This window comes from Streptomyces fradiae (assembly GCF_041270065.1).
Taxonomy (GTDB): Bacteria; Actinomycetota; Actinomycetes; order Streptomycetales; family Streptomycetaceae; genus Streptomyces.
The window spans coordinates 819,603-842,886 of record NZ_CP065958.1 but is presented as its reverse complement, the minus strand read 5'-3'; the positions used below and the strand labels follow the sequence as shown (position 1 = coordinate 842,886).

The window sequence follows — 23,284 nt, the reverse complement described above, 5'->3', positions numbered from 1 at the left end:
GCCGGACGACCCCTCCGGCCCTCCGCTGCTCGGTAAGATCGCCGCCTGGTACCCGAGGAGGCAATGCGACCATGGCGGAGAGCGCGACCCGGCCGAGCTCCCTGATCAACACGATCTACGGCGAATTCGTCCGGCGGCTCGGCGGCTGGATCTCCATCGCCGACCTGATCGCGCTGATGGCGGAACTCGATGTGGACGGCCCGGCCGTCCGCTCCGCGATCTCCCGCCTGAAGAAGGCCGGGACCCTCCTCCAGGAACGCCGCGACGGCATCGGATACCGGCTCGGCGCGGAGATGGGCCCGGTCTTCGACGAGGGCGACCGCCGCATCTTCGGCAGCCTCGAACCCGCCCGCCTCCAGGACGGCTGGGTCGTCGCCGTGTTCTCCGTACCCGAGTCCGAGCGGGCCCACCGGCACCAGCTGCGCTCCCGGCTGACCTGGCTCGGCTTCGGCAACGCCGCCCCCGGTGTCTGGCTCGCCCCCGCCCGGCTGCTCCCGGACGCCCGGCGGATGCTGGAGCGGCTCGGCCTGAGCGCCTACGTCCACCTGTTCACCTCCGAGTACGCGGGCTTCGCCGAGCTGCGCGACGCGGTGAGCTCCTGGTGGGACTTCCCGGCCATCGAGGCCCAGTACGCCGCGTTCACCGCCGCATGGGGACCGGTCGCCGAGGAGCTACGGGCGGAGCCGCAGATCGACCCGGTCCTCGCGTTCCGCGACCACGTCCCCATGCTCACCCAGTGGCGCCGCCTGCCCTACCTCGACCCGGGCCTGCCCGCCGAGCTGCTGCCCGCGGACTGGAACGCCGTCGAGGCCAGGCGCGTCTTCACGGAGCTCCGCGACCTGCTCGCCGTACCGAGCCTGCGGCACGTCGAGAAGCTCACCGGCCTCGACCGGACCCGGGACTGAGCGGGCTGCCCCGGCGCGGCACCGCCGCCCGCGTGCGTGCCTCGGCTCCGGCCGGGGACGGACGTCAGGACGACTGGCGGGGGACCGTCTCGAACCAGATGTCCGGCAGCGGCGCGGCGGCACCGTCCCGGACGAGCCGGTCGACGGCGTCGGCCAGTTCACCGGCGCCGGGCAGGTGGTAGCGCACCGAGGTCAGCCGCGGCCGTACGACGCGGGCGAGCAGCAGATCGTCCGCGCCGACGACCGCGATCTCCTCCGGGACCGCCGTCCCCCGGTCCGCGAGGGCGGCCGACAGGAGTGCCGCGTACTCGTCGTTGTAGCCGAACACCGCGTCGAGCCCCAGTTCCCGGCAGAGGGTCGCGAGGGCCGCGGCCGCCTCGTCGCTGTAGCGCATCGGCAGCGGGGTGATCTCGGCGCCGCGCTCGGCGGCCACCCGCTTCGCGCCGGCCAGGCGGGGTTCGGAGAACGCGGACAGACCCCGCTCCACCGGCATCACCACGCCGATCCGGGTACGGCCCCGCTCGACCAGATGCTCGGTGGCCGCGATGCCGACGCCGGTCTGGTCGCCGATCAGGGTGTACGCCCCCGTGACGGGGGCCGGGGCGACGGTGACGACGGCCTTCGTGCCGGCCTGGAGGAGTATCCGCACCGCCTCGGGGGTCATGCGCTCGTCGCCCATCGACACCACCGCGGCGGGGCGCAGCCGCGCCCAGGCACGGGCCGCCGTCAACGGGTCGGCGGACCGGTCGCCGTGCAGGACAACCGTGTAACCGCGGCCGCCCAGGGCGCTCTCCAGCTCGTCCACCCAGTCGCTGAACAGGCGCCCCATCGCGGACACGGACGCGGGCAGCACCACCAGGTCGGTGCGGCCGGCCCGCAGCGACGCCGCCGCCGCGTGCGGGACATAGCCGAGTTCCTCCGCGGCGGCCCGCACCTTCGCCTTGGTCGCCTCGCTGATCCGGGCTGACGGCGTCGCGTTGAGGACGAAGGAGACGGTCGCGCGGGAGACGCCGGCGAGGCGTGCGACGTCGGCGCTGGTGATCTGGGGCGCGGAGTTCGGCTCGGGTGACATAACGATTGCATCATTCCAGGTCGCTGAAGGCTGGCGCAGCCTCTGAGGCGAGTGCTACACAGGTAAGAGCAGATTACACGTGTTATCTCGCTGGGGACTCATCCCGCGCCCGCCCCTTCCCGCGCGACGGCCCGGCATCCCCACACCACCGCTCGTCTCACACCTCCACCGAGCGCACCCCCACACCGAGCGCTCCCCTCTCCCGCATCCCGGCGTTCACTCCTGAACCGGAGCCCATCATGAACAACAAGACGACGGACGCATCGGCGAGACCTCTCGCCACCGAAGCGGCCCCGCCCCGCCAAGGCGGCCTCATGGCGCTGCTCGCGCTCGCCAACGCCTCGATGTTCGCCCTCTACCTGGGCGTCGGCGCCGTCCTGGTCCCCACCCAGATCGCCCAGCTCGACCCCGTGAACAAGGTCGCGACCCTGGGGCTCGTGGGCGGCATCGGCGCGGTCTTCGCCACGGTGTTCAACCCGATCGCCGGCGCGCTGTCCGACCGCTCCGGCCGTCGCGGCCCGTGGATCCTGGGCGGCGCCCTCGCCTCCCTGGCGCTGATGGCCTTCCTCGGAAGCGTCGACACCGTGCTCCTCGTGGCCATCGGCTGGTGCCTCGGCCAGGCGACCATGAACGTCTACCAGGCCGCGACCACGGCGGTCGTGCCGGACCGGATACCGCCGGCCCGGCGCGGGACGGCCTCGGCCCTCGTCGGCCTCGGCCTGCCGATCGGCGGCACGCTCGGCGTGCTCATCGCCTCGGCGACCGCCGGCACCCCGCGCACCGGCTACCTCGCGCTCGGCGCGATCGTCGCCCTGGCGGCCGTCCTGCTGACCGCCCTCGGCCGCGAACCGCGCCGGGAGCCTGTGCCGCCCGTCCCGTTCCGCCGGCAGGTCGCCCGATTCCTCTCGGCGCTCTCGACCCACGACTTCCGCTGGGCCTTCATCGGCCGGGCGCTGCTCGTCCTCGGCTACTTCTCCGTCACCGGCTACCAGCTCTACATCCTGTCCGACCACATCGAGCTGCCGGTCGGTCTGACGCCGCCCGCCGCGATCGCGATCCTCACCCCGGTCTCCATGGCGGCCATGGCGGTCTCCACGGTCATCGGCGGCGTGCTGTCGGACCGCTGGAACCGCCGGAAGGTCTTCATCGGCGTCTCGGCCGCGCTCTCCGGCCTGGTGATGGCCGTCCCGGTGATCAGCCCCACCTGGACCGGGATGCTCGCGTTCAGCGCGCTCAACGGCCTGGCCTTCGGCTGCTTCATGGCCGTCGACACCGCACTCGTCACCCTCGTCCTGCCGCGATCCGAGGACGCCGCCCGCGACATGGGCGTACTCAACATCGCCAGCGCCGGCCCGCAGATCCTCGCCCCGTTCGTCGCCTCGCTGGTGATCGCGAACCTCGGCGGCTACACGGGCCTGTTCCTGGCCGGCGGCGCCCTCTCGCTGCTCGGCGCACTCGCCATCCTGCCGGTCCGTACGGTCCGCTGACCCCGCGTTCCGGCTGACCCCGTGTTCCCCGCCGGCCACCGGCGCCAGCGGGGAAGGGCGGACCCGGCCCCCACCCGTACGAAACGAGCGAGGAGCACCCATGCCGCAGCAACCCGCCGACCTGCTGATCCGTGCCGCCGTCGTGCACACGCTGGAGCCCGGGCAGGGCCCCCGGCGGGCCGTCGCCGTCCGGGGCGAGCGCATCATCGCCCTCGCGCCCGCCCCGGACGGCCTGGACCGGCTGATCGGCCCCGCCACCGAGGTGGTCGACGAGCCCGGTGCCGCCGTCCTGCCCGCGTTCGACGACACCCACACCCATCTGATCTTCGCCGCCCACAGCGTGCACGACGTGCCCGTCCACCGCGCCCGGACCATTCCCGAGCTCATCGGCCTCATCCGGGCACGCGCCGCCACCACGCCGCCCGGCGCATGGATCCGCACCACCACCAACTGGCAGGAACTCAACCTTGCCGAACAACGCCTGCCCACCGCCGAGGAGTTGGACCGGGCGACCACCGACCACCCGGTGCTCGTCAAGCGCGGCGGACACAACGACGTGCTCAACTCCCACGCCTTGCGCCTGGCCGGCATCACCGCCGACACACCGCAGCCCGAGGGCGGCATCATCGAACGCGACGAGCGCGGCCGCCCGACCGGCCGGCTGATCGACACGGCGATGGCCCTGGCCGAGCGCCTGCTCCCGCGCCCGGACCTGGCCGGCCGGATCGACGGCCTGCGGATCGCCTCGCGCGACTACGCCGCCACCGGCATCGGCACCGTCCGCGACTGCATGGTCCCCTTCGAGGACCTGGACGTGCTGCGCGCCGCCCGTGCCGCAGGGGCGCTCGCGGTACGAGTCCGCGCCCTCGTCTCCGGATTCGGCACCCGGACCCCCGACGAGGTGGACGACCTGCTCGACCGCATGGAGCCCTGGCGACACGCCGACGACGCGTGGCTGAGCGTCTGGGGCGTGAAGTTCGGCATCGACGGCGGCATCGAGGCGGGCGCGCTCGACGAACCGTACGCGGACCGCCCCTGCTACCACGGCCACCTGCTGTGGGAGCCGGAAGCCCTGGCCGAGGCCGTGGACCGGGTCGTACGACGCGGCTGGCGGGTCGGCGTCCACGCCTGGGGCGACCGCGGCCTGCGCACCCTGCTCGACGTCTACGAGACCGTCCTGCGCCGCCGTCCCGGCCTCCCGCAGGGCACCCTGGTGATCGAGCACGGCGGACTGGCCCGGCCGGAGCAGCGTACGAGAGCCGTCCGCCTCGGCATCCCGGTGACCGTGCAGCACCCCCTGCTCCACGACGCGGCCGCCGCGCAGATCCGCGCCTGGGGAGCCGACCGCGTCAACGACATCTTCCCGCTCCGGGCGTGGCTCGACGACGGCGCCCTCCTCGCCGCCGGCTCGGACTTCCCCGTCGGGCCGTACGGCGCCATGACCTCGGTCTGGGGCATGACGACCCGTCAGACCGTCGCGGGCGCCCGAGGCCCCGAGCACGCGATCAGCCGAGGCGAGGCCGTCGCCCTGCACACCTCCCACGCGGTCCGGCTGCTCGGGGAGAGCCACGAACGGGGCGGTCTCGCGCCCGGAAGGCTCGCCGACCTGACCCTGTGGCCCACCGACCCCATGAGCTGCCCCACCGAGGAACTGCCGGCGCTGCGCCCGCTGCTCACCGTGGTCGGCGGCCGGACCGTGCACGACGCGCGGGGCGACGCGGACCGCTGAGCCGATGGGCTTCGAGGCGCGTCGCACGGCCCGGGCAGGCCGTGCCCCGGATATACCGATCAGGGCTGCCGCGGCAGCCGCGAGGAAGGGAACAACAGCCATGAGTCTCGTCGTCAGGACGACCGCGGGCGCCGTCGAGGGAGTCGCAGATGAGGGCGCAGGCGTCGACGGCCTGAGGGTCTTCAAGGGGATCCCCTTCGCCGCGCCCCCGGACGGCCCGCTCCGCTTCCGGGCACCGGAGCCCGCGCCCGCCTGGGAGGGCGTACGCCCCGCCCGCACGTTCGGCACGGCGCCGCCGCAGCTGCCCCTGGTCCCCGGGATGCCCCGGTACTGGCACCCCGAGGACGGTCTCGACTGCCTGACTGTCAACGTCTGGACACCGGGCGGCGGAGGCGACCGGCTGCCCGTGATGGTGTGGATCTACGGCGGCGGCTGGAAGAGCGGAACCTCCAGTGACCCGGCGTACGACGGCGCCGTGCTCGCCCGTGGCGGCGTGGTGATGGTGACCTTCAACTACCGGGTGGGCTTCGAGGGCTTCGGCACCGTCCCCGGCGCCCCCGCCAACCGCGGCTTCCTCGACCAGATCGCGGCGCTCCGCTGGGTGCGGGAGAACATCGCGGCCTTCGGCGGCGACCCCGACAATGTCACCGTCTTCGGCGAGTCGGGCGGGGGAGCGTCGGTCGCCGCCCTGCTGTCCGCGCCCGCCGCGCGCGGGCTCTTCCGGCGGGCGATCGTCCAGAGCATCGCCGGCCGCTACCTTCCCCCGGAGGAGTCCGAGCGGATCGCCGCCCTGACCGCCGAAGCCCTGAACATCAAGCCGGAGGAACTCGCCGGGGTCCCGCCGGAGGACCTGCTGTCCGTCCAGGACGCGCCGCTCGCGGCGATGGCCGCGGATCCCGGGGCGTGGACCACGCCGGAGACGATCACCTCCTTCTCGCCGGTCATCGACGGCATCACCGTCGTCGACAAGCCCTGGCTCGCGCTGCGCACCGGGGTGGCCCGCGACATCGACCTGATCTCCGGCTTCACCCATGACGAGTTCACGATGTTCGCGATCGAACGCGGGCTGATCCGGCCGAGCGTGTCCGCCATGGTGAAGTCCCTGCCCGCGCTCGCCGGCCTGGCCGTCGGCCGCCTGCGCGACCGGACGTCCCCACGAGCACCCCGGGTCAAGCGGCGCGTCGGCACGGTCGACCTGGCGGCCACCGCCGGGCACCTCGGCCTCGACGCGTCCGCGCCGGCCGCCTACCGGGCCGCGTACCCCGGCCTGAGCGATGCCCACCTGTACACCGTCATGTACTCCGACGCGCTCTTCCGGATGCCCGCGCTCTGGCTCGCCGAGGCGCACACCGCCGCCGGCGGCACCAGCCACGTCTACGACTTCACCTGTCCGAGTCCCGCCCTCGGCGGAGTCCTGGGCGCCTGCCACACCGTCGACATCCCCGCGACCCTGGGCAACACCGACAGCCCGCTCGCCTCCTTCGTCCTCGCGGGCCGACCGCCGTCCGCCGCCTACTCCCGGATGTCCGAGCAACTCCGGGCCGCCTGGGTCTCGTTCGCGGCCACGGGAGACCCCGGCTGGCCGGCGTTCACCGCCGAGGACTCCCTCACCCGCGTCTGGGACGCCGAACCCACGGTCATCGCCGATCCTCTGAGGGACTCCCGCAGGATCTGGAAGCCGCTGTCAGGTCGGTGAACCGCCCCGTCCGAGGGCGTTGTTCACGGCCCGGTCCGCGCCAGTCGGTCCCAGAAGGCGCACTGGTGGTCCGAGGCGAACGCGTCGGACATACGGGTGCCGCCGGGCTTCAAGGTGAGGACCTCGTACGTGGGGCCGGCGGGGGACCAGCGGGGCAGTCCGGGCGCATCGGGCCGGCCGGACCGGGCGAAGGCGCCCCAGTAGCGCTTCACCGTCTCGGCGAACCGGCCCTGCTCGGGAGTCAGCGGTGTGTGCGTGAGGGTGAAGTCGTGCACATAGGCGAGTTCGGCGCTGTGCCCGTTGGCCATGTCCAGGCCGGGCACCTGTGCCCCGAGCAGCGTGGGCGAGTCCGGGTCGTCGAACTCGTAGGCATACGTGGGCACTTGACGCGCGAAGGCGCGTGCCGTCTCGACCGTGGGGCAGGAGAAGAGCGAGTCGGTCATCAGGGCGGACATCGCGAGGTAGGGGCTCGCGTAGCCGGACAGCGGGTAGTGGGCCAGGACCTCGGCCGCCGCCGGCCCGTACTGAGCCCGGATCTGTGCCGTGTACTGGTCGGACGTCAGGCGGGGCTGGGTCAGGGCCACGAAGAACCTGCCCTCCGCGCGGGTGGAGCCGATGAGGATCGGCACCCGGTTCCAGCTGCCCGAGGCGATGGCCGCGGAGGGCTCGCGGGGCAGCAGCTCGTCGCCGTACGCCGGACCGGCGACCGGGATGTCACGAGCGGCGGCCTCCAGGGCCTGGACGGGCGCTTCCCGCAGGCAGCCCGTGCGGGTGCGTGGGTCCGGGCAGCCGGCCGCGACAGCGAAGGACTCGGCCTGCGCCCGCGCCTGTTCTCGGCCGGGAGCCCGGAGCAGCGAGCACGGTCCGCTCTGCAGGATCGCCCGACTGAAGAGCCCGGCGGCGCGGGGCGAGGCGAGGAGGGCGCAGACGGAGCCGCTGCCCGCGGACTGGCCGGAGACGGTGATGTTCCCCGGGTCGCCGCCGAAGGCCGCGACGTTGTCACGCGTCCAGGTCAGCGCGGCGATCTGGTCCATCAGGCCCCAGGACCCGGACCCGGTCCCGTCCTCGTCGGCGAGTCCGTCCAGCTCCAGGTAACCGAGCTGGCCCAGCCGGTAGTTGATGCTGACGACGACGCTTCCGGTGAGCCGCGCCAGGGTCTGGCCGCCGAACTGGGTGCCCGTACCCTGCGTATACGCTCCGCCGTGGATCCAGAGGAGCACCGGAAGACGCGCTCCGGGACGTGCCTGCGGTGGACGGTAGAGATCGAGGTACAGGCAGTCCTCGCTGACGGCGGTCGGGTCGGCCAGACCGAAGGGCGAGAACTGCCGGCACGCCGGGGCCTGTTGGGTCGCCTGCCGCACCCCGGCCCAGTGCCGGGCCGGGCGCGGAGCGCGGAAGCGCCCGGCACCCACGGGCGGCGCCGCGTAGGGAACACCGAGGAACGCCTGGGCGCCGCCGAGTGCGCGGCCCTGGAGCACGCCCTGCTCCACGACCGCGACGGGACGGGGCGAGCGAGCCGGCGGCGCTGCCGCGGCGGGCGGCGGACACAGGGCGAGGCCGAGGGCGAGCAGGGCGGTGACGGCCAGGAGGAGGCGGAGGCGGAGGCGTAAGGCGTTGCCGGGGACCGGTGAACTCACGGGTTCTCCTTGGGGAGGGAGGGGGAGGCGGTGCGAGGTGTGCACCGGGTGGCCTCGGGTCTCTTTCCTGCGGCCACCCGGCGTCGGGTACGGGGGAGGCGCGGCCGATTCGGTCGCCCCGGGTGCCGCTACGGGCTACGGGCGGAACCCGCGCAGCAGGGCGGCGGTCTTCGCGGCGTCGAGGGGCCCGGTGTTCCAGTCGGCGGCCATGGGCGTCAGCGACACCTTGTCCGCGCGGAGCGCCTCCACGTCGCTGCCCTTGGCCGGTGTCCGCAGATCGACGCTCACGGAGACCTTCCAGGTCCCGTTCCCGGAGTCCGTGTAGTTCGGCTTCAGGATCTGCTGCCCGTCCTGCGTCGTGACCGCGGCGCCCTTGGCGAGGCCCTTGCCGTCCTCGCCGACGATGGGGTGGTTGATGTTGAGTCCGACGCCGTCGGGGAGAAGACGGGCGGAGGGCGAGCGCTTCCGCAGGTGCTCGATGAGCTCGGCGACGAAGTCGCTGGTGGGGTGCATGGCGTTGACGGTCGACTCCAGTACGGGCGCGGCGAGACCGCCGGTGCTGACCGCGAAGGCGGGGACGCCCGCCTCCAGGGCGGCGACGGCGCCTCCCACCGTGCCGGAGTGGTTGGCGATGCCGGCGATGTTGGTTCCGAAGTTGGTGCCGGAGACGACCAGGTCGGGGGCCTTGCCGGCGAAGACGACGGAGAGCCCGAACGCCACGGCGTCGCCCGGGGTTCCGTCGACCGCCCACACCTTGGGTCCGGGATGCCGCACGGTCACGGAGCTGCCCGTCGACATCTTCGTTCCCATGCCGCTCTGGTTGGTCAGAGGCGCGACGATGGTCACATCGTGGCCCGCGGCGGTGAGCCGGTCGGCCAGGATGCGGATGCCCGGGGCGTCGAATCCGTCGTCGTTGGTGATCATGATCCTGAGGGGCTTCGCCTCGCCCGTCCCGGGGTGCGCCGCGACCTGCGCGGTCGCGGGGGCGGCCGTGGCCAGAACGGGTGCGCAGAGCAGTACGGCGGCCAGTGACAGCGTTCGGGTGCGTCGTCTCATGCGTAACTCCTGGAAGGGGAAGGGGAGATGGCCGAAATGGCGGCATGGGTGACACGTGTCATCCGAGACTTGTGTAGCACCGACGGGACGTCCGCGCCAGCCTTCGTTCCGGGATTGGTTGCTCGTGTAACCATTTGGACTCGGTAAGGCGTCGGCTTTGCGTGCGGCGCACGTACCTCTTGCACCGGTGGCCGAAAACGCCCCATTCTCCTGCGCTGAGCGACGTCTGTGGCGCGATGTCTCCTCTGTCGGTGCGCGCCCGTCTCCCGCCAGGGATCCCCGCGTTCGGCTCAGCCCTCGATCGCCCGTGCCTCCGAAAGGTATGCCGTGCCTGATCCGTCCGCCTCTGAAGCCTCACCCCTCCCCGCCCTTCCGGCGCGCGGGACTTCGACCCTCGGGCTCGTACTCCTCTGCGCCGTCCTGGCGGCGGGCGTCCACCTGCGCGTCGCGTCCGGCGCATCCGGCCTTCAGCCGCTCGACGACCGCTGGCTGCGGCTCATGGGCGAGCCACGGGCCGGCGCTCTGCAGGGGCTTGCCAACGCTCTGGACGTGCTCGGAGGTCCGCTCGGCGTCATGGTGCCGCTCGCGTTCGCGGGCTGCCTCTGCGTCTACGGGCGTTGGAGGTCGGGGCTGTTCGTCCTCACCGTCGCCGTGCTTGCGAGCGGAGTCGTCGTACCGCTGCTCAAGGCGGTCGCCGACCGTGATCGGCCGCCGCACCCGTCCGTGCTGGTCAACGACGGCTCCTTCCCGTCGGGGCAGGTGTTCGCGGCGGTCGCGCTCGTGATCGCCGCGGCCGTCGTCGTGTTCCCTCCCCGGGCCAGGCGCTGGTGGTGGGCGTTCGGCGCCCTCTATGTCGGCGCGATGGCCTGGAGCCGGACCTGGCTGCACACCCAGTGGCTGACGGACTCGCTGGGCGGCGTCCTGGCGGGGGCGGGTACCACGCTGATGGTGTGGTGGGCCTTCGCGCCGCTGCTGCGGCGCGAGGCGATCCGGATGGCGGCGGACAGGCTGTGGGACTGAGGGGGCCGGGGGCGTGGGCGGGCGGCTTGGGTGCCGACCGTGGCGTCCGGAACCGGCCGGTTCCGGACGGGTCCAGGCCGGCGCCGAGGCGACACCGGCCCGGCTGAACCTGCCCGGCCCGACCCTCCGGATCGAGTCACCCAGAAGGGTCGGGCACGTCAGGTGGGTCAGGCGCAGGTGCCGCCGTTGAGCGCGAAGGCGGTGGGGGCGGGGTTCGCACCCGTGTGGCTCCCCTGGACTCCGAAGCTCGCGGTCGCGCCGGGGGCGATCGAGCGGTTCCAGCCGGCGTCGCGGGCGGTGACCGTGGTGCCGTTCTGGGCGACGGTCGCGTTCCAGGCGCCGGTGACGCGCTGCCCGGCCGGGTAGGACCAGGTCAGCTGCCAGCCGTCCACGGCGGTCGGACCGGTGTTCCTGACCGTGACGGTCGCGGTGAAGCCGGTGTTCCAGACGCTGTCCACCGTGTACGTCACCGCGCAGGCCGCGGTGGGCGGTTCACCGCCGCCGGCGGGCCGCTCGGCGGCGTAGGCGGCGAGCCAGGCCAGCGGGGCGTTCCAGTTGATCGCCACTTCGTTGGTGGAGTACGAGCCGATGTCGTCGATGTAGCAGGCGGCCGGCGCGCACCCCGCCAGCTTCTCCAGCGCCACCGGGTCCTGGAGCCCGCTGTTGGCGCCGCCCGCGAGCGAGCCGGCCGGCGGGTGGGGCAGCGAGGCGTCCAACTGGTGGGCCCAGACGCGGTGGTGCTGGTTCTGGGCGGAGGTCTCGCCGTAGCCGGTCACGTACGACCGGCCGAGGGCGTTGCGGCCGAGCAGGTAGTCCATCGCCTCCAGGGCCCCGGTGCGGTAGCGGGCGTCGCCCGTCAGCTCACCGGCGACGGCCATGACGATCGCGTTGTCGGCGATGTTGCCGTTCGAGCCCCAGAAGTAGCCGTCCGCCGGCGTCGGCACCGCGTAGCCCTGGGCGGCCATCCGGGACAGGTGGACGTCGGCGGCCGAGGTCACCGAGGCGCGGACCCGGGCCACGTCGGTGGCGGGCAGCCCGTTGGGGACCGTGGCCAGGGTGAGCCGCCCCAGCGCGGCCGTGTCCGCCCAGCCGAAGCCGTACGCGCTGAAGGCGTCGGACGAGGTGTGCCAGGGCGAGGAGGTGACCGCGTCCCGATAGGCGCTCTCGCCGGTCGTCGCGTACAGCTCGGCGGCCGCCCAGTAGAACTCGTCGGTGACCCGTGTGTCGTCGTAGGCTCCGCCGCCCGTGCTGTCCGAAGCCGGCGCGTACAGGGCGGGGTTGGCCTGAGCCGCGGTCCAGGCGCGCCGGGCGGCCGACAGGCAGCGGTCCGCGTAGGCGGAGTCGTACGGCCGGAAGACCCGGGCGCACTGCGCGGCGGCCGCCGCGAGGTTGAGCGTCGCCGCCGTGGACGGGCGGTGCAGCTCGCGGGCCTGGGGGTCCTGGTCGGGGCGCATCGGCATGCCGGTCCAGGCCGCGTCGTGGACCTTGTGGAAGGCCATGCCCGCGTACGGACGGCCCTCGGGCACCTGCATCCGCATCAGGAAGTCCAGCTCCCAGCGCGCCTCGTCCAGGACGTCCGGCGTGCCGTTGCCGCGCTCGGGGACCCGCAGGGTCGAGTCGCCGAGCGCCTGCTCCTGCCCCGCCCGCTTCGCCCGCTCGAAGGAACCGACGACCAGCCAGGCGGAGATGCCGCCGTTCACCACGTACTTGCCGTGGTCGCCCGCGTCGTACCAGCCGCCCCTGACGTCCTGGGTGTAGTCGCACACGGTGGCCTGGCAGGGGACGGAGACATCGCCCTTGTTGGGGGCGACGCCGAGGTGCCCGGCCGGACGGGCGTAGGCCGAACCCACCAGGGAGGCGTCGATGGCGATGCCGCTGCGCTGGTGGTGGAAGAAGGCCATGGAGTCGGAGCGCAGCGCGTCGTAGAGGTCCGCGCGGATGTCGAACGGCACGCTGCTGCTGCCGTCCACCGCCAGGACGTAGCCCGCGCCCGGCTCCCGGTACGAGGAGAAGTCGGCCACCTGGAGCGACTGGCCGGAGGGGGTGTCGGTGCCGTGCGGGACGGTCGAGCCGGAGGCCACCACGGTCCCGGACGCGTTGCGCAGCTGCCAGGTGAGCGACTGTGCCGCCGTGGTGACGACCGTGGCGCGCTTCGGGCCGTCCGGCAGATAGCCGACCTGGTTGACACGTACGGCGGCGGTCGCCGCGGCGGCGGCTCGGACGTCCGCGACGGCGGGCGCGGTCATGAGGCCGCCGAGCAGGAGGACGCCCGTCAGCAGGGCGGCGGAGCGGCGTAACGAGCGAGAGGGTGGCACGAGGGGCTCCTTCGGACGGCTGTATGGGGTGAGCATGACAAGGAGTGCGTGGGAGCGCTCCCATTGGATCCGGAGCGCACAGTAGTAACGGCTGACGGCACCGTCAACGGGGCCCGGCGCGGCCTCGCGAGGCCGGCCTCTCCCGCGTGCGCGGGGCGCGATCTTCGAGGGGGTAGCGTTCCGTGCGATGGTGCGGGCGGTCGGTCCGCCGCCGAGGAAGGACCGGATCCTGAACCCCCAGCTCGCGGAGACGCTGTCCGCGGCCCTGCTCGTCCTCGTGCTCGCCTGCGCGGTCATCCGCCCCTTCGGCTGGCCGGAGGCGGTCGTCGCCGTCCCGGCCGCGGCCCTGGTGGTCGCCACCGGGGCCGTCTCCCTCGACGACGCGCTGGCCGAGGCGGCACGGCTCGGGCCGGTGATCGGCTTCCTGGCGGCCGTACTGGTGCTGGCTCAGCTCTGCGACGACGAGGGGCTGTTCCAGGCGTGCGGGGCGTGGATGGCGCGGACGGCGGCGGGCCGGCCACGCCGGCTCCTCGCCCAGGTGTTCCTGGCCGCGTCGGCGATCACGGCCGTGCTCAGCCTGGACGCCACGGTGGTGCTGCTCACCCCGGTGGTGTTCGCCACCGCGGCCCGTATCGGCGCCCGTCCCAAACCGCACGTGTACGCCTGCACCCACCTGTCGAACACCGCCTCCCTGCTGCTGCCCGTCTCCAACCTCACCAACCTGCTCGCGTTCGCGGCCAGCGGGCTGACCTTCACCCGGTTCGCCGCGCTGATGGCCCTGCCGTGGGCGGCGGCGATCGGCGTCGAGTACCTGGTCTTCCGGCGCTTCTTCGCCACCGACCTGGACGCCGGGGCGCAGGCCCCCGCCGCCGTGGAACCGCCGCCGCTGCCGCTGTTCGCCCTCGTGACCGTGGGGTGCACGCTGGCCGGCTTCGTACTGACCTCGGCGGTCGGCGTCGACCCGGCGTGGGCCGCCCTGGCGGGTGCCCTGGCCCTCGCCGTACGGGCCCTGATCCGGCGCCGGACCACGCCCCGGGCGCTGGTCCGCGCCGCCTCCGTGCCCTTCCTCGCCTTCGTCCTGGCCCTCGGGATCGTGGTCCTGGCGGTGGTGGACAACGGCCTCGACGACGCCCTGGGACAGCTGATCCCCGAGGGCACGGGGCTGCCGGCGCTGCTCGCCCTCGCCGCGCTGGCCGCCGTCCTCGCGAACGTCATCAACAACCTGCCCGCGGTGCTCGTGCTGCTGCCGCTGACCGCCCCGCTGGGCCCCGGGGCCGTCCTGGCCGTCCTGCTCGGGGTGAACATCGGGCCCAACCTCACCTACGCCGGCTCCCTGGCCACCCTGCTGTGGCGGCGTATCGTCCACGCACACGACGGCGAGGTGGAGCTCAAGGAGTTCACCCGGCTCGGCGTGTACGCGGTACCCGCGAGCCTGGTCGCCGCCGTGCTCGCCCTGTGGCTCTCGCTGACCGTCATCGGAGGAGGCTGACACCCATGGCCGTGGTCGTCTGGATCGTCGAGGGCACCTGGCCCGCCTGCGTGGACGCCGCCCGGGCGCACACCCCGGCGGACGCCAACGTCGTCCTCCTGCACGTCACCCCCGCCGACGTCCCGGGCGCGGCACACGGCGCCTTCGCCGGACTCCTCGGCCGCGGCCACCCCGAGGAGCACCGCCCGGGCGAGGGCTGGGGCAGGGACCCCGGCACGCGCCTGGAGCAGCTCGCCGCCGCCTCCGCGCGGCAGCTCCTCCAGGACGCCGCCGAACGGCTCGGCCGCCCCTGCACCCGTACCGAGCGGACCGGGCGGGTCGAGCACGAGGTCGTCGCCGCGGCCGAGGGAAGCGAGCTGCTGATCCTGGCGCGGGACGGCGACCGCACCCACCTGGGACCGCACAGCCTCGGCCCCGCCGCCCGCTTCGTCGTCGACCACGCCCCCTGCCCGGTCCTGCTCGTGTGGCCCGAGCCCCCGCCGGGGCTCCCGGCCATGCCGCCTCCTCCGCCTCACACCGCCTGAGCGCACCGGCGTACTCAGGCCATCGTGGCCACGACCTCCTCGACCGTCTCCAGGCTGGTCTCGGGGTGCAGGAAGGCGAACCGGGCGACGGTCTCGCCCTCCCAGCCCGTCGGCGCGACGAAGGCGGTCTGACCGGCGAGGAGGCGGGCGGACCATTCCGTGTACTCCCCGACGGTCCAGCCGACGCGGCGGAAGAGGACGGCGGAGAGCTCGGGTTCGCGGACGAGTTCGAGGTACGGGGTGTTCCGGACGAGGGCGGCGGTGGCGCGGGCCAGGGTGAGCGCCCGCTCTATGGCCTCGCCGTAGGCGCGGGTCCCGTGGACGGCGAGGGAGAACCACAGGGGGAGGCCCCGGGCACGGCGGCTCAGGTGGTGCGCGTAGTCGCTCGGGTTCCACTGGGCGGCGTCGTCCGTGTGCAGGGCGTCGAGGTAGGAGGCGTCCTGGGTGTGGGCGGCCCTGGCCAGGCGCGGGTCGCGATAGAGCAGGGCGGCGCAGTCCAAGGGGGCGAACAGCCACTTGTGGGGGTCGACGACGAGGGAGTCGGCGTGCTCGACGCCCCGGTAGCGGTCCCGGACGCTCGGGGCGAGGAGCCCGGCGCCGCCGTACGCTCCGTCGACGTGGAACCAGAGGCCGAAGTCCCGTGCGGCGGCGGCGATTCCGGCGAGGTCGTCGATGATCCCGGCGTTCGTCGTCCCGGCGGTCGCCGCCACCCCGATGACATCGGACGGATCGGGGTCGGCGAGGAGCGCGGCGCGCAGCGCGTCGCCGGTGAGCCGGTGGTCCTCGGCCGGCACCGGGAAGGTCTCGACGCCGATGATGCGCAGGGCGTTGCCGATGGAGGAGTGGGCCTGGTCGGACACGGCGAACCGGACCCGGTCGTACGGGCCGAGGCCGCGGCGGCGCCGGGCGGTGTCGCGTGCGGTGACGAGGGCCGAGAGGTTCGCGGCGGAGCCGCCGGAGACGAAGCACCCGCCGGCCTCGTCCGGCATTCCGGCGAGATCCGCGAGCAGCCGCAGCACCTGGTTCTCGGCGGCGATCGGGCCGGAGGCCAGGAGCCATGAGACGCCCTGGGCCGACGCGGCGGAGACGAGCGTGTCGAACAGGACGGCGGCCTGGGTGGGGGCGGCGGGCACGAAGGACAGGAAGCGGGGGCTGTCGACCGCGATCACGGTGGGCGCCAGCTGCTCCTCCCACAGCCGCAGCACCGCCGCCGGATCGTTGCCCTCGGGCCCGATCAGCCCTGCCAGGATCCTGTCGAGCTTGTCCGCCTCGCCCGGGTGGTTGAGCCGGGGCCGGTTCAGGAGGCGGTCGCGCAGGGAGGCGACGACGAGGTCGGTGAGAGCAGGGTCGTACGTGTGCATGGTGGACCTTCGCGTTGACGATCAGCAGGCCCGTCGGGGGCCGAGCGTCAGTGAATCCGGCGCCCGGGCGGCGGAGTTCGGTCTCCAGTACGGCTCTGGGGTGTCCGGTTCGTCCGCGCGGCCCAACCGGTCCGCGCGCGAGGGGCGTTCTGGCATCCCGTACGAATCCGGGAGACGGTTTTCGGAATCGGCGACGATGCCCGGCGCAGCCCGGCGGACCACGATCGCCGCAGGTCCCGCGGACGACGGCGGGAAGAACGAAAGGTCCCCCATGCGCCACGCCGCCCGCCCCACCCTCGGCATCCTCGGCGGGATGGGTCCGCTCGCCACGGCCGACTTCTACCGGCGGCTCGTCCAGCGCACCCCGGCCGGCTCCGATCAGGCCCATCTGCCCGTCCTCATGTGGGCCGACCCCGCCGTCCCCGACCGCACCGCGGCGCTGCTCGGCGAGGGACCGTCGCCCGTGCCCGCCCTGGTCGAGGGCGCCCGCTGGCTCCAGCGCGCGGGCGTCAGCTGCATCGCCGTCCCCTGCAACACCGCGCACGCCTACGTCGAGCAGCTGTCCAGGGCCACCGGCGTCGAAGTCCTCGACATGATCAGGGCCGCCCTCGAAGCGGCGGCCCGCCGCGCCCCCGGGCTCGAACGGGTGGGCGTCCTGGCGACCCGCGGCACCCGCCTGACCGGTCTGTACGAGCGGGCCGGCGCCGGGCTCGGGCTCGCTGTGGTCCAGGTGCCCGACCCCGTGCAGAAGGAGTACGTGGACGCCGCCATCCGCGCGGTGAAGCGGGGCGGCGACCCCGCAGGGCCCGAGCAGTGGATCGCCGAGGCGGCCGGGACCCTCAAGGAGCAGGGCGCCCAGGCGGTCGTCGCCGCCTGCACCGAGATCCCGCTGATCAGCGGCGCGGCCTCCCGGGTGCTGCCGCTGGTCGACTCGACCGACGCCCTCGCCGAGGCCGCCGTCGCCCGTCTGTGGAAGCCCACAGCCCCGGTTCGTACCGGGGTACGAAGCGGCTGACGTATCCTCGTCGTCACGCACCACATCGCAGGGGCGCGCACGTCCTAACCTGCGGAGATGATCAGGCACATGTCGACGCACCCCGCACGGAGCCTGAACCGGGTGCTCGAGGACTTCGGCCACACCCTCCTGGACCTGCTGCACGGGGATCCCGACACGGCCGGGGAGATCGGCGGCGTCGGCATCCACGACCCGTACGACGAGCAGCACTACCCCGAGCACGCCATCGTCCTCGGCGTCGGCGTCCACGGCACGGAGCAGATCGGCCGGCTGCTGCGGTACCTCGCCGCGCTCGACGCCACCGCGCTCGTCGTCCGCGGGCCCGTCGACGACGCCGACGAACTGGAGACGGTCGTGCGCGAGACCGGCGTCGCGCTGCTCGCGCTGACCCGCGGCGCCTCCTGGGCCCAGCTGGCAGCGATGCTGCGTACCCAGCTCGCCGAGGGCGATGTGGGGGAGGGGGAGGAGCAGACCCTGGGCGGGGTGCCGTCCGGGGACCTCTTCGCCCTGGCCAACGCCATCGCCACGCTGCTCGACGCCCCCGTGACCATCGAGGACCGCCGGTCCCGCATCCTCGCTTTCTCCGGACGCCAGGACGAGGCGGACGCGCCCCGGGTGGAGAGCATCCTGGCCCGCCAGGTGCCCGAGCGTTATCTGCGCCTCCACGAGGAGGACGGCGTCTTCAAGGAGCTGTACCGCAGCGAGGGCCTGGTGCACGTCCCCGCGCCGACCCTCGGCGACGAGGTGGCGCTGCCGCGCGTTGCGGTCGCGGTCCGGGCCGGCGACGAGTTCCTCGGATCCGTGTGGGCGGCGCTGCGCAAGCCCCTCACCCCGGAGCGAGAGCAGGCCTTCCTGGAGGCGGCCAAGCTCGTCGCCCTCCACATGCTGCGCTTCCGGGCGGGTACGGACGCCGAGAACCGGCTGCGCGCCGACCTCGTCACGACCGCCCTGGAAGGCGGGGCCGGGGCCGTCGAGGCGCTGGGCCGGCTCGGGCTCGTCGACGAACCCACCCTGGTCATGGCCATGGGTCTCGCACCCGAGGAGGGCGAGGACCACGCCCACGTCACGGCCGAGCGCCAGCGGCTGGCCTCCGCGCTGGCGGTCCACCTCACCGCCGTACAGCCGCGCTCCGCCGTGGCGCTGCTCGGCGACGTGGCGTACGCGCTGTTCCCGGTGCCCGACACCACCTCCCACGCCCGGGACCGGGCCCTGCAGGTGGCCTCGAACTTCCTGGCCCGCACCGGCGACCGGGCCGGTGCCGTCATCGGGATCGGCTCGGTCGCCGAGGAGCCCGCCGCGCTTCCGCGCGCCCGGGCCAACGCCGACCGGGCGCTGCGCGTCCTCTTCACGGGCGCGACCGGCAGGCGCGCCGCCTCGATCGCCGACGTGTACGTCGACGCCCTGCTGATCGAGATGCGGGACCTCGCCGTCGCGAACCGGGACGAGCTGTCGGGCCCGCTCGCCCGGCTCGTGGCGTATGACGCCAAGCACAACGCCCACCTGGTCGAGACCCTGCGGGCGTGGCTGGACGCGTTCGGGGACGTGATCGCGGCTTCGGCGAGCGTGTTCGTCCACCCCAACACCTTCCGCTACCGGATCCGCCGGGTGGCGGAGGTGGGGGAGCTGGACCTCCAGGACCCGGCGGCGCGGTTCGCCGCGATGCTGCAGCTGCGGCTCCTCGGACCGAGCTGAGACTCCTCGGACCGAGCTGAGATCGGAGCCCGAGCTGAGGAGCCGCGTTCACCTGCGAGGACGTCACTCAGAGGCGGACGCCCGGCGGGACCGTCAGGTCCGCGTGGGTGTCGTGGAAGGTGTCCGCCGCCTGGATGGTGCGCACCCAGTCGTAGAACAGCTCCTTCGTGGACAGCGTCTCGATGCCGTGACCGGCCAGGCGCCGCAGCCCCCGCTCGTGGGCCTGACCGGGGGAGTACGCGGCGTCGTCCACGACCACGACGCGCTTGCCCGCGTGGTGCAGCTGGATCGCCGAGTGGGCCACGCAGATGTCCGTCTCGATGCCCACGAGGATCATGGTGGTTCGGCCGGTGGCCTCGATCGCGGCGGCGATGTCGGGGTTGTCCCACACGGCGAAGGCGTTCTTCGGCAGGGTGACCGCCTTGGCCGGCAGCACCTCGCGGATCTCCGGGACGGTGTGCCCGCTGGCCTGGGGGTCCTCCTCGGTCACCACGACCGGGATCTCCAGGCGATCGGCTACGGAGGTGATCCAGGCGATGCGCCGCACCATGTCGTGGAACCGCTGCCGGTCCACGTCGAGCCGCTTCGGCGGGTAGAAGTCGCTCTGTACATCGATGATCACCAGGGCGCAGTCGTCGCGCTCGATCAGCGGCATCGTCGTCTCGTCTCCGTGGGTCGGGAAGTCGGGGTCGGGTGCTGGCCACCCTAGGAACGCCGCCGCCGCCCGGAGTCGTCCGCCGGGACAAGCCCGGACCTGCGTCTTCGTACCGTCGCACCAACCCTTCGAGTGCCCCGCGGACGTACGCTTCCAGCCACGTTCATGGAGTCGCATCGAGCCACATGGAGGACGCCTGTGAAGGGCGACGAAGTCGGCGAAGCCGACAAGGCCCGTAGGGCCGGTGGTGCCGGCAGGGCCGACGTCGAGCACTGGGCCGGCCGTCTCGCGGCGCTCGCCGCCGATTGCGGGGTGCCGGGGGTGAGCCTGGCGTTCTGGTACGACGGCGAGCTGTACGAGTGCGCCACCGGCGTCCTGAACACCGCCACCGCCGCCCCCGTACGTACCGACTCGCTGTTCCAGATCGGCTCGGTCACCAAGGTGTGGACCGCGACCCAGCTGATGCTCCTCGTCGAGGACGGGCGCATCACCCTGGACACCCCCGTCGCGGAGCTCCTCCCGGAGTTCACGGTGCGGGACCCGCACGCCACCGGGGCGATCACCCTGCGCCATCTGCTCACCCACACCTCGGGCATCGACGGCGACCTGTTCCTCGACACCGGCCGCGGCGACGACTGCCTGCGGCGGTACGTCGAGGCGTGCGCCGACCTGGAGCAGACCTTCCCGGTCGGCGACTCCCACTCGTACTGCAACTCCGGCTTCGTCATCGCCGGCCGGGTCGTCGAACGGCTCACCGGCACCGTCTGGGACCGTGCCCTGCGCGAGCAGATCTGCGAGCCGCTCGGACTGACCCACACCTGGACGCTGCCGGAGGACGTCCTCCGCTTCGGTGCCGCCGTCGGCCACGACGAGCACGGCGCCGTGGTGCCGCAGTGGGGGCTGCCCCGGTCCGTCGGACCCGCGGGCCTGATCTGCGCACGTGCCGCCGACGTGGTCGCCTTCGGCCGTGCCCATCTCACCCCGGGCGCGCTCCTGGCCGACCCCGGCGCCCTGCGGCAGGCACAGGTCGACGTGCCCAACCCGTACGCCGGCGGCCGGCAGTGGGGCATCGGCTGGAGCCTGGACGAGTGGGACGGGCACCAGCTCGCCTCGCACACCGGCGACACCATCGGCCAGCACGCCGCCCTCTGGCTCCTGCCCGGTACGGGGACCGTCGTTGCCGCGCTGATCAACGGCGGCCGGAGCGTCGACTTCCAGCAGCGGCTCGTCACCGAGCTGCTCCGGGACCTGCACGGCATCGCGGTGCCCGCCCCGCTCGCGCCGCCCGAGCAGCCCGTCACCGTGGACGTCGAGCCCATCACCGGCGTGTACGAGCGGGCCGGCAGCCGCATCCACGTGACCGCCCACGAGGGCGGGCTCCGTCTGCGCACCGAACCCACCGGAATCCTCGTGGGCCTCGCCCGCTCCCGGACCCTCGACCTCGTCGCCGTCGACGCGACGACCTTCGTCGGCCGCGAGGAAGGCGAATCCGACTCCGATACCGGCTCCGGCTCCGACTCCGTATGGGACGCGGTGGTGTTCGAGCAGCGCCCCGACGGGCCCTCCTACCTCCACTACAGCGGCCGCGCGACCCCGAAGGTCGGCTGAACTCCGCACGATTGGACCACCCATGGCACCACTCTCCACCACCGACGAGGTGACCACTGCCGTCCAGGCGGTCTTCGGCGAGGCCGGAGTCGAGGGCTTCGTCCATGCCCAAGACGTCGACGGAGACCGCGAGTTCGCCTTCCGCGCCGACGCGCCCGTCATCGTCGCCTCGATCCGCAAGATCGCCGTCGCGCTCGCGTACGCCCGCCAGGCCGCCGCCGGCGCCCTCGACCGGGCCGCCCGCCACACCGTCACCGGCGCCAACCGCGAGGGCGGCGGCATCGGCACCGACAGCTGTCGGCACGACGTCACCCTGTCCACCCGCGACCTCGCCTTCTTCATGCTCTCCATGAGCGACAACGCGGCCACCGACAAGCTCATGGAGCTGCTCGGCACCGACGCGGTGCGCGCCGTGGCCGCCGAACTCGGCTGTCCGCGGCTGCCAGTCGGGCGCTACCGCGAGCTGTGGGACCCGGTCTGGGCCGAACTCGGCCTGGACCCCGAGGGCGACCTGGACGCCCAGCTCGACCAGGTGAGCGAGGACCGGATCAGGGGTTTGGCCATGCTCGACCCCACGCGGTCCGCCGCCAGCACGCCGCGCGAGATCACCTCGCTGCTCGCCGCGATCTGGCGGGACCGGGCCGGACCGGCCGAAGCCTGTGCCGAGGTACGGGAGTTGATGAGTCATCAGCTCTCCGTGCACCGCCTCGCGGCCGGCTTCGACGCCGACGTGCGCGTCGCGGCGAAGAACGGCTCCCTGTGGGGAGTCCTCAACGAGGCCGCCGTCGTCGAGTACCCCGACGGGGGCCGCTACGCCGTCGCCGCCTTTCTGCGCACCCCCGCCCTCGGCGGACGCAATCCCGCCGCCGACGCGGCGATCGGCCGCGCCGCCCGGCTCGCCGTCGACCACCTGCGCCGCCCGCCGGCCGCCACCACCGCATCCGTATCCGCTTCCCAGGAGACGACATGACCACCGCCGCCGCCCTGCGGTCCGCCCGTGCCGACCGGACCCGCGCCGCGCTCGCGGACACCTTCGCCCAGGCGGGAGTCGAGGGCTTCGTGCACGCCCGGGACATCGACACGGGCGAGGAGTTCGGCCACGGCGCCGACGCCCAGGTCGTGCTCGCCTCCGTCTTCAAGATCCCCATCGCCCTGGAGTACGCCCGCCAGGCGGCGGCCGGGCGGCTCGACCCGGCCCTGCGCCACACGGTCACGGCCGCCTACCGGGCCGGCGGCAGCGGCACCGACGGCTGCGCGTACGACGTGGAGATGAGCGCCCGCGACCTCGCCTTCATGATGATGACGATCAGCGACAACGCGGCCACCGACCTCCTCCTGGACGTCGTCGGCGCCGACCGGGTCCGCGCGACGCTCGACGAGCTCGGCTTCCCGGACTTCGGCTTCTCCTCCTGCGCCGCCCTGGACGACGACATCCGCCACGAGCTCGGGCTCGACCCGGACCGCTCCCTCGACGACCAGCTCTCCGGCGTCCCCGACGCACGGCTGCTCGCCCTCCGGGCCTGCGCCCCCGGCACCGGCCCGTCCAGCACACCGCGCGACGTGACCGCGCTGCTCGCCGCGATCTGGCGCGACGAGGCCGGTCCGGCGGCCGCCTGCGCCGAGGTCCGGGACATCATGGGCCAACAGGTGTGGCAGCACCGGCTCGTCTCCGGCTTCCCCGAGGCGGGCGTGCGGCTCGCCGGGAAGACCGGCACCGACTTCGCCGTACGCAACGAGGCCGGCGTGGTCGCGTATCCCGACGGCAAGCGGTACGCGGTCGGCGTCTTCCTCCGTACCTCGACGGCGGTCACGCGCCAGCCGCTCGCCGACCGTGCCATCGGCCGCGCCGCCCGGCTCGCCGTCGACCACCTCCGCCCCCGGACGTAACGAGCACCCCGCCGTGCCACCGGCTCGTCGCCGCCCGCCCCGGACCGCCCCGCCCGCGGTCCGGGGCCGACGTGTCTTCGTGCCGGACGCCGGGTTTGGGACCTCGTACCGAATCGGCCAGGCCGCTTTCGTCGCC

The 23,284-nt window shown here is 73.7% G+C and carries 18 protein-coding genes; 12 read left to right on the top strand and 6 right to left on the bottom strand.

Annotated features, from left to right (window positions below):
* Positions 1 to 71 precede the first annotated feature (71 nt).
* Positions 72 to 905 (top strand): PaaX family transcriptional regulator C-terminal domain-containing protein, encoded by an 834-nt coding sequence (locus tag JAO84_RS03705; RefSeq protein WP_370410353.1) that lies wholly within the window; start codon positions 72 to 74, stop codon positions 903 to 905.
* Positions 906 to 969: 64 nt separating this feature from the next.
* Here JAO84_RS03705 and JAO84_RS03700 read toward each other — a convergent pair whose 3' ends face one another.
* Entirely contained in the window at positions 970 to 1,977 is a 1,008-nt protein-coding gene (locus tag JAO84_RS03700; RefSeq protein WP_370410351.1) for a LacI family DNA-binding transcriptional regulator, read from the bottom strand.
* A 239-nt stretch (positions 1,978 to 2,216) separates the two neighbouring features.
* On the opposite strand from JAO84_RS03700, the gene JAO84_RS03695 reads away from it, so the two are divergent.
* From JAO84_RS03695 to JAO84_RS03685, 3 genes are all read left to right on the top strand, one after another.
* Entirely contained in the window at positions 2,217 to 3,464 is a 1,248-nt protein-coding gene (locus tag JAO84_RS03695) for an MFS transporter (RefSeq protein ID WP_370410349.1), read from the top strand.
* Between the two features lie 100 nt (positions 3,465 to 3,564).
* Positions 3,565 to 5,193 (top strand): amidohydrolase, encoded by a 1,629-nt coding sequence (locus JAO84_RS03690; RefSeq protein ID WP_370410347.1) that lies wholly within the window; start codon positions 3,565 to 3,567, stop codon positions 5,191 to 5,193.
* Between the two features lie 100 nt (positions 5,194 to 5,293).
* Positions 5,294 to 6,889 (top strand): carboxylesterase/lipase family protein, encoded by a 1,596-nt coding sequence (locus tag JAO84_RS03685; protein WP_370410345.1) that lies wholly within the window; start codon positions 5,294 to 5,296, stop codon positions 6,887 to 6,889.
* 23 nt (positions 6,890 to 6,912) lie between these two features.
* Here the strand turns inward: JAO84_RS03685 and JAO84_RS03680 are convergent, their stop codons facing one another.
* The gene (locus JAO84_RS03680; protein ID WP_370410343.1) at positions 6,913 to 8,526 is read right to left on the bottom strand and encodes a carboxylesterase/lipase family protein; all 1,614 of its coding nucleotides are present in this window, start codon (positions 8,524 to 8,526) and stop codon (positions 6,913 to 6,915) included.
* A gap of 135 nt (positions 8,527 to 8,661) precedes the next feature.
* Complete coding sequence (gene surE / locus JAO84_RS03675; protein WP_370410342.1) at positions 8,662 to 9,582, bottom strand: 5'/3'-nucleotidase SurE; 921 nt, start codon at positions 9,580 to 9,582, stop codon at positions 8,662 to 8,664.
* A gap of 327 nt (positions 9,583 to 9,909) precedes the next feature.
* Here surE and JAO84_RS03670 point away from each other — a divergent pair, with 327 nt between their 5' ends.
* Complete coding sequence (locus tag JAO84_RS03670; RefSeq protein WP_370410340.1) at positions 9,910 to 10,602, top strand: phosphatase PAP2 family protein; 693 nt, start codon at positions 9,910 to 9,912, stop codon at positions 10,600 to 10,602.
* A gap of 167 nt (positions 10,603 to 10,769) precedes the next feature.
* On the opposite strand, the gene JAO84_RS03665 is transcribed toward JAO84_RS03670, so the two are convergent.
* Complete coding sequence (locus JAO84_RS03665) at positions 10,770 to 12,953, bottom strand: glycoside hydrolase family 9 protein (RefSeq protein WP_370410338.1); 2,184 nt, start codon at positions 12,951 to 12,953, stop codon at positions 10,770 to 10,772.
* Positions 12,954 to 13,104: 151 nt separating this feature from the next.
* Between JAO84_RS03665 and JAO84_RS03660 the strand changes: the two genes are divergently transcribed.
* Both JAO84_RS03660 and JAO84_RS03655 read left to right on the top strand, forming a co-directional pair.
* On the top strand, positions 13,105 to 14,406 hold the full coding sequence (locus JAO84_RS03660; protein ID WP_370410336.1) for an SLC13 family permease: 1,302 nt from the start codon (positions 13,105 to 13,107) through the stop codon (positions 14,404 to 14,406).
* A 5-nt stretch (positions 14,407 to 14,411) separates the two neighbouring features.
* On the top strand, positions 14,412 to 14,930 hold the full coding sequence (locus tag JAO84_RS03655; protein ID WP_370410334.1) for a universal stress protein: 519 nt from the start codon (positions 14,412 to 14,414) through the stop codon (positions 14,928 to 14,930).
* 14 nt (positions 14,931 to 14,944) lie between these two features.
* Here the strand turns inward: JAO84_RS03655 and JAO84_RS03650 are convergent, their stop codons facing one another.
* Positions 14,945 to 16,291: an aspartate aminotransferase family protein gene (locus JAO84_RS03650; protein WP_370410332.1), complete on the bottom strand. Its 1,347-nt coding sequence runs from the start codon at positions 16,289 to 16,291 to the stop codon at positions 14,945 to 14,947.
* A gap of 271 nt (positions 16,292 to 16,562) precedes the next feature.
* Here JAO84_RS03650 and JAO84_RS03645 point away from each other — a divergent pair, with 271 nt between their 5' ends.
* Positions 16,563 to 17,306 carry an aspartate/glutamate racemase family protein gene (locus JAO84_RS03645; RefSeq protein ID WP_370410330.1) on the top strand — a complete coding sequence of 248 codons (744 nt, stop codon included), beginning with the start codon at positions 16,563 to 16,565 and terminating at the stop codon, positions 17,304 to 17,306.
* Between the two features lie 69 nt (positions 17,307 to 17,375).
* Positions 17,376 to 18,998, top strand: coding sequence for a PucR family transcriptional regulator (locus JAO84_RS03640; RefSeq protein WP_370410329.1), 1,623 nt, complete (start codon positions 17,376 to 17,378; stop codon positions 18,996 to 18,998).
* A gap of 67 nt (positions 18,999 to 19,065) precedes the next feature.
* Here the strand turns inward: JAO84_RS03640 and JAO84_RS03635 are convergent, their stop codons facing one another.
* Positions 19,066 to 19,653, bottom strand: a complete 588-nt coding sequence (locus JAO84_RS03635) for an isochorismatase family protein (RefSeq protein ID WP_370410327.1) — start codon at positions 19,651 to 19,653, stop codon at positions 19,066 to 19,068.
* A 198-nt stretch (positions 19,654 to 19,851) separates the two neighbouring features.
* Here JAO84_RS03635 and JAO84_RS03630 point away from each other — a divergent pair, with 198 nt between their 5' ends.
* The 3 genes from JAO84_RS03630 to JAO84_RS03620 are packed head-to-tail and all read left to right on the top strand — an operon-like array spanning position 19,852 to position 23,148.
* Positions 19,852 to 21,261 carry a serine hydrolase domain-containing protein gene (locus JAO84_RS03630; RefSeq protein WP_370410325.1) on the top strand — a complete coding sequence of 470 codons (1,410 nt, stop codon included), beginning with the start codon at positions 19,852 to 19,854 and terminating at the stop codon, positions 21,259 to 21,261.
* Between the two features lie 22 nt (positions 21,262 to 21,283).
* Positions 21,284 to 22,231: a serine hydrolase gene (locus tag JAO84_RS03625; protein ID WP_370410324.1), complete on the top strand. Its 948-nt coding sequence runs from the start codon at positions 21,284 to 21,286 to the stop codon at positions 22,229 to 22,231.
* Positions 22,228 to 23,148 (top strand): serine hydrolase, encoded by a 921-nt coding sequence (locus tag JAO84_RS03620; protein ID WP_370410322.1) that lies wholly within the window; start codon positions 22,228 to 22,230, stop codon positions 23,146 to 23,148. Before JAO84_RS03625 ends, JAO84_RS03620 begins: the two co-directional genes overlap by 4 nt.
* Positions 23,149 to 23,284 lie beyond the last annotated feature (136 nt).

What these genes read in the sequence shown, in the direction of transcription:
- JAO84_RS03705 (WP_370410353.1), top strand. Translation starts at nt 72, where the DNA reads ATGGCGGAGAGCGCGACCCGGCCGAGCTCCCTGATCAACACGATCTAC.
- JAO84_RS03700 (WP_370410351.1), bottom strand. Translation starts at nt 1,977, where the DNA reads ATGTCACCCGAGCCGAACTCCGCGCCCCAGATCACCAGCGCCGACGTC.
- JAO84_RS03695 (WP_370410349.1), top strand. Translation starts at nt 2,217, where the DNA reads ATGAACAACAAGACGACGGACGCATCGGCGAGACCTCTCGCCACCGAA.
- JAO84_RS03690 (WP_370410347.1), top strand. Translation starts at nt 3,565, where the DNA reads ATGCCGCAGCAACCCGCCGACCTGCTGATCCGTGCCGCCGTCGTGCAC.
- JAO84_RS03685 (WP_370410345.1), top strand. Translation starts at nt 5,294, where the DNA reads ATGAGTCTCGTCGTCAGGACGACCGCGGGCGCCGTCGAGGGAGTCGCA.
- surE (WP_370410342.1), bottom strand. Translation starts at nt 9,582, where the DNA reads ATGAGACGACGCACCCGAACGCTGTCACTGGCCGCCGTACTGCTCTGC.
- JAO84_RS03665 (WP_370410338.1), bottom strand. Translation starts at nt 12,953, where the DNA reads ATGCTCACCCCATACAGCCGTCCGAAGGAGCCCCTCGTGCCACCCTCT.
- JAO84_RS03660 (WP_370410336.1), top strand. Translation starts at nt 13,105, where the DNA reads ATGGTGCGGGCGGTCGGTCCGCCGCCGAGGAAGGACCGGATCCTGAAC.
- JAO84_RS03655 (WP_370410334.1), top strand. Translation starts at nt 14,412, where the DNA reads ATGGCCGTGGTCGTCTGGATCGTCGAGGGCACCTGGCCCGCCTGCGTG.
- JAO84_RS03650 (WP_370410332.1), bottom strand. Translation starts at nt 16,291, where the DNA reads ATGCACACGTACGACCCTGCTCTCACCGACCTCGTCGTCGCCTCCCTG.
- JAO84_RS03645 (WP_370410330.1), top strand. Translation starts at nt 16,563, where the DNA reads ATGCGCCACGCCGCCCGCCCCACCCTCGGCATCCTCGGCGGGATGGGT.
- JAO84_RS03640 (WP_370410329.1), top strand. Translation starts at nt 17,376, where the DNA reads ATGTCGACGCACCCCGCACGGAGCCTGAACCGGGTGCTCGAGGACTTC.
- JAO84_RS03635 (WP_370410327.1), bottom strand. Translation starts at nt 19,653, where the DNA reads ATGCCGCTGATCGAGCGCGACGACTGCGCCCTGGTGATCATCGATGTA.
- JAO84_RS03625 (WP_370410324.1), top strand. Translation starts at nt 21,284, where the DNA reads ATGGCACCACTCTCCACCACCGACGAGGTGACCACTGCCGTCCAGGCG.
- JAO84_RS03620 (WP_370410322.1), top strand. Translation starts at nt 22,228, where the DNA reads ATGACCACCGCCGCCGCCCTGCGGTCCGCCCGTGCCGACCGGACCCGC.